This window comes from Propioniciclava sp., from assembly GCF_029977985.1.
In the GTDB taxonomy this organism is placed as follows: Bacteria; Actinomycetota; Actinomycetes; order Propionibacteriales; family Propionibacteriaceae; genus Propioniciclava.
Genome location: NZ_JARKOT010000197.1, coordinates 1 through 5,657, shown reverse-complemented (window position 1 = coordinate 5,657; position 5,657 = coordinate 1). Strand labels below are relative to the sequence as shown.

2 protein-coding genes are annotated in these 5,657 nt (G+C 72.0%); both read left to right on the top strand.

Going from position 1 to position 5,657, the window contains the following annotated elements:
* Positions 1-2,457: glycosyl hydrolase (locus Q1K57_RS11590; RefSeq protein WP_300082708.1), on the top strand; the 2,457-nt coding region annotated here is incomplete at its 5' end.
* 70 nt (positions 2,458-2,527) lie between these two features.
* Positions 2,528-5,657, top strand: a 3,130-nt coding sequence (locus Q1K57_RS11585; protein ID WP_300082705.1) for a transglutaminase family protein, incomplete at its 3' end; no start/stop codon positions are given.

The following is a 5,657-nucleotide window of genomic DNA, read 5'->3' as shown; positions in this document are numbered from 1 at the left end:
GCCGGCAGCGCGGCCGTGGGCACGCTCACCGCGGTCGAGGGATGGCCCTACGTGCAGTACCGCGCCGCGTCGGCTCAGTCGGTGGCATCCGACCGCAGCCTGACTGCCGCGGGAAGCGGCCACTGGACCTGGACCGCCCCAACCGGCCAGGTCATCCACGTCGTCTCGACCTCCGCCAGCCTGGCCGGCACCATGCTGTCGCTGCCCGCCGGGGGCATGCTCCACGCGTTCGCCGAGCCGAAGGGGGCGACGGCGTCCGACATCGCGGCGCTGGTCTCCGGGGCGGTCCGCGTCACCGGGACACAGGTGACCCACGGAGTGACCGCCACGACGGCCACGACCACCTTCACCCTCACCACCGAGAATTCGGCAGCCACGGTGTTCACGCAGATGCCGCACCAGGAGTACGGGCTGCCGACGCTGACCGGGCGCTGGGAGAATCCGAACGGCTGGGCGGCCGGCGTGCGCGGCACCCGGTTCACGTTCTCCGTGCCCTCGTACACGAGCCAACGCGACGTCGATCTGGCCGGTCTGAGCACCGCCCAGCGCACCGAGCTGGCGGCTCTGGTGAAGGCCGACGTCCCGACCGTCACCACGTTCGTCGCCAAGGACACCTACTTCGGCGGCAAGGAGCTGTTCCGGGCCGTCAACCTCTACCGGCTCGCCGTTCAGCTCGGCCTGACCAGCGAGGCCGCCACGATCAAGGCCGCCGTCACGGGCCAGCTCGACCTCTGGATGGACCCCCAGCGGTGCCTGACCCAGAGCATCAAGTGCTTCAGCTACGACGCGACCCTGAAGACCGTCATCGGCCACCAGGACAGCTTCGGCTCCGGTGAGAACGCCAACGACCACCACTTCCACTACGGCTACTTCCTATACGCCGCCGGCATCCTGGGCCTCGAGGATCCGTCGCTCGTGACCCGCTACGCAGCCGTCGCGAACGCCCTCGTCGCCGACATCGCGAGCCCCACCGACACCGCCACGACGATCAAGCGCCGCTCCTTCGACGACTGGCGCGGCCACTCCTGGGCCAACGGCACGGGCGGCGGGTTCGACGGCAACGACCAGGAGTCGACCTCCGAGGCCGCCAACGCGTGGGCCGGGCTCGACTTCTGGGCCCGCGCCTCGGGTGACGGCGCCATGTCCACCCAGGCCACGTGGATGTTGAGCAACGAGGCCGCCACGGCGGCCGCCTACTGGTGGACGCCCTACCGCACGGGCGCCTTCGACAAGACGATCGTCTCGATGATGTTCGCCGGCAAGACCGACTACGGCACGTGGTGGTCACCCGACGCCAGCGACATCCTCGGCATCCAGGTCATCCCGCTCGGCCCGTCGCAGTTCGGCTACCTCACGGTGCTCGGTGGCAACGTCATCACCCCTGCGTTCGACGCCGTCCTCGCCTACAACCCCCAGGTGACCGGCCGCAGCCACCTCATCGACTGGAACATCATGCTGTTGTCCCTCGTCGACCGATCCCGCGCGCAGTCCCTCGCCGCGCAACTCGCGCCGACCGACATCGACAACGGCAACACGCGGGCCTATCTGTACGCCGTGGTCGCCTCCGGCAAGGCGACGGACGCCGCCGCGCGGCCGGGGCCCGGAGCCGCCTCTCCGACGCCGCTGCCCACCACCAGTCCCACGGCCATCCCGACACCCACGGTGTCCACCTCGCCGACAGCCGTCCCCGTCGGCGACCCCTACGCCGGCTTCGCCGCGGTGACGGGGCCGACGGCCAACGGTGGTTCGATCACCGTCCGGCTCGACTTCGGTGCGGGCGGCTACACCGATGCCGCTCTTACGGTCGCCTCGGGAGCGACAGGGGGCGTGTCCGGGCTGGTCGAGATCCGCGATGGCGGTCCCACGGGCCGCGTGCTCGGCAGTTTGGCGGTGGCCAACACCGGCGGCTGGGATGCGTGGCGCACGATCCCGCTCAACGTCGACCGGAACCTCACCGGAGTGCGTGACATCACCCTCACGTTCACCTCGGGACAGCCCGCGCCGTTCGCGGCGTTGCGGTCGGGCCAGTTCCGCGGCCATGTCGCAACGGCCACGCCTACGGCGTCCGTCCCGCCGACAGCCGCACCGTCACCGACGGCGGCGACACCCGCCTACGCGACCGTGACCGTCCCGGGCGGATCGACCGGGCCGGTGGCGAACGGCGCCTCACTCGTGTTCGACCTCGACTTCGGCGCCCAACCCTCGCGCGACGTGGTGGCGCGGGTGGCGTCCGGGGCGGCCGGTGGCGTGTCGGGTCTCGTCCAGGTGCGGGTGGGCAGCGCGACCGCCGCGCCCGTCGGATCGCTCGCGGTCGGCTCGACGGGCGGCTGGACCGCCTGGTGGGACGTTCCGTTCAACGCGCCCGGCCTGACGGGGGTCCAACGGGTCTACATCACGTTCGAGTCCGGGCAGCCGGGACCGTTCGTCTCGCTCGCCTCGCTCACGTTCCGCCCCTGAACCAGCCCGTGACTCAGCCGTAACACGGGGGCGGTCCGGCTCCGGCCGGGCTGCCCCTAGGCTGTGCGCCGTGACGATCCGCGTGGCCCTCCACCATTCGACCCAGTACACCTTCGATGCGCCGGTGACGATCCACCCACACACGGTGCGGCTGCGGCCAGCGCCGCACAGCCGGACGCCGATCGAGGCGTACTCGCTGACGGTGTCCCCGCCGAACCACTTCATCAACTGGCAGCAGGACCCCTTCGGCAATTACCTCGCGCGCCTCGTCTTCCCCGAGCCGGCCGACCATCTGTCGATCACCGTCGACCTGGTGGCCGACATGACGGTCATCAACCCGTTCGACTTCTTCGTCGAGGAGTACGCGGAGACGTTCCCCTTCGCGTACCCGGGCGGGCTGCGCGAGGACCTCGCCCCCTACCTGCGCCACGTGCCCGAGAGCCCGGACGCCGCCGGTGACGCCCCCGATCTCGTGGACGCCTGGATCGAACGCCGCATCGCGCCCTTGGGCATCACCGGCGGCGACACGCGCATCGTCGACTTCCTCGTGGCCGTCAACACCGCGGTGCACGGCGACGTGGCGTACACCGTCCGGCTGGAGCCCGGCGTGCAGACCCCCAGGCAGACCCTCGACGGCGCGCTCGGCTCCTGCCGCGACTCGGCCTGGCTCCTCGTGTCGATCCTGCGCCGCTTCGGCCTCGCGGCCCGCTTCGTGTCGGGCTACCTCGTGCAGCTCACGGCCGACCTCGAGCCCATCGACGGCCCCGCCGGCCCCGAGCAGGACTTCACCGATCTGCACGCCTGGGCCGAGGTCTACATTCCGGGCGCCGGCTGGATCGGCCTCGACGCCACCAGTGGACTCTTCGCGGGCGAAGGCCACATCCCGCTCTCGGCGACACCCGACCCGGGCAGTTCGGCCCCGATCACCGGCGCGACGGGGGTGGTGGGCGTCCAGTTCGCGTTCGAGAACACCGTCACCCGCATCCACGAGGACGTGCGCGTCACCAAGCCCTACACCGACGACCAGTGGGCGGGCGTCCGCGCGCTCGGCACCGCTATCGACACGGCTCTCGCCGACGCCGACGTCCGCCTGACGATGGGCGGCGAGCCCACGTTCGTGTCGGCCGGCGACACGTCCACCCCCCAGTGGGAGACCGCCGCCGACGGGCCCGAGAAGCGCGAGCTGGCCACCCGGCTGGCCGGGCTGCTGCGCAAGCGGTGGGCTTCGGCCGGGCTCGTCCAGCACGGCCAGGGCAAGTGGTACCCGGGCGAGCCGCTCCCCCGCTGGCAGATGGCGCTCATGTGGCGCGCCGACGGCGTCCCCCTGTGGCAGGACCAGGCGCTGCTCGCCGATCCGTGGGGCAAGGCGACGCTGCCCACGGACGCCGCGGCGTCCGACGCCCAGGTGGACGCCTTCGCCCACTCCCTGGCGGCGCGCCTGGGGGTGCCGGGCGACTTCGTCCTGCCGGCTTTCGAGGATCCGATCGAGAAGGTGTGGTCGGAGGCACGCCAGCCGTGGGGCGACCGGCCGGACGCAGACGACGATCCCGACGTGGACGCGCTCGACGCCACTGCCGAGCGCCCTGCCGGCTGGGTCGTGCCGCTGTTCGTGCATCCCGACGGCGGCTGGGGCACCGCGCGCTGGCGGCCGCGCCGCCGGGCCTTGTTCCTCGCGCCCGGCACGAGCCCGCTCGGCCTGCGCCTGCCGCTCAACTCCCTCGCCTGGGGCGAGCAGCCCGACATCACGCACAACGCCGGCCCCGACGACGACGTCTCGGCGCCGCAGCCCGGCGACATGGCGCCCCCGGCCACGGAACTGCCCATCGAGCGCGCCCCCCGCACCGCCGTGGCCGTGGAGGCCCGCGAGGGCCACCTGCTCGTCTTCCTGCCGCCGCTCGACGCGCTCGACGACGCGGTGAAGTTGGTCGCGGCCGTCGAGGGGGCGGCGGCCGAACTGGGCACGCCTGTCGTCGTCGAGGGCTACCCGCTGCCCGCCGACCACCGCCTGACCACCTTGTCCGTCACCCCCGACCCGGGCGTCATCGAGGTGAACGTGCACCCCACCCGGACGTGGGCCGAGCTCGAGGAGCTCACGACCACGCTCTACGACGACGCCCGCCACTCCGGGCTCGCCACGGAGAAGTTCGACCTCGACGGCACCCACACGGGCACCGGGGGCGGCAACCACATCACGCTCGGGGGCCCGGACCCGTTCAGCTCGCCGCTCCTGCGCCGCCCCGATCTGCTGCAGTCAATGATCACGTTCTGGCAGCATCATCCGGCCTTGTCCTACGTCTTCTCGGGTCGCTTCATCGGCCCGACCAGCCAGGCGCCGCGCGTGGACGAGGGCCGCCACGAATACCTCTACGAACTCGAGATCGCGTTCGCCGAGCTGGAGGCGATGCAGGCCGACCCCGACGTCGAACACGACGTCGAGGCGGCGATTCGCGCCGATTGGGTCTGGAACGAGGACCCCGAGGAGCGGGTCGCCCGCCAGCGCAAGTCCCAGGTGTGGCTCACCGACCGGCTGCTGCGCCACCTCCTCACCGACCTCACGGGCAACACGCACCGCGCCGAGTTCTGCATCGACAAGCTCTACAGCGGCGACCGGCCGGGCGGACGCCTCGGTCTGCTCGAGATGCGCGGCTTCGAGATGCCGCCCCACGAGCGCATGTCGCTCGTCCAGGCGCTCCTCGTCCGCGCGCTGCTGCTGCGGTTCTGGCACGAGCCGTATCGCAAGCCGCTGGTCCGCTGGGGCACACGTCTCCACGACCGCTTCCTCCTGCCCGCGTTCGCCACGGCCGACCTGCGCGCCGTGGTCGACGACCTCAACGCCCACCTCGAGCCCCTCCTCGGGCAGTCGTTCGACGCCGGCTGGTTCGCGCCGTTCCTCGAGTTCCGCTTCCCGCGGCTCGGCGAGACGGACGCCAGCGGCGTCCATCTGGAACTGCGCGGCGCCCTGGAGCCGTGGCACGTGCTCGGTGAGGAGGTCAGCCTGTCGGGTACGTCACGCTACGTGGACAGCTCGGTGGAGCGTGTGCAGGTCACCGCCTCGGGGATGGTCGAGGGGCGGCACGTGCTCACCTGCAACGGCGTCCCGGTGCCCATGTCGAGCGCCGGCGGACCCGACCGTGTGGGCGGCGTCCGATTCCGTGCGTGGGCGCCGCCCTCGGCGCTGCACCCGTCGATCGGCATCCACA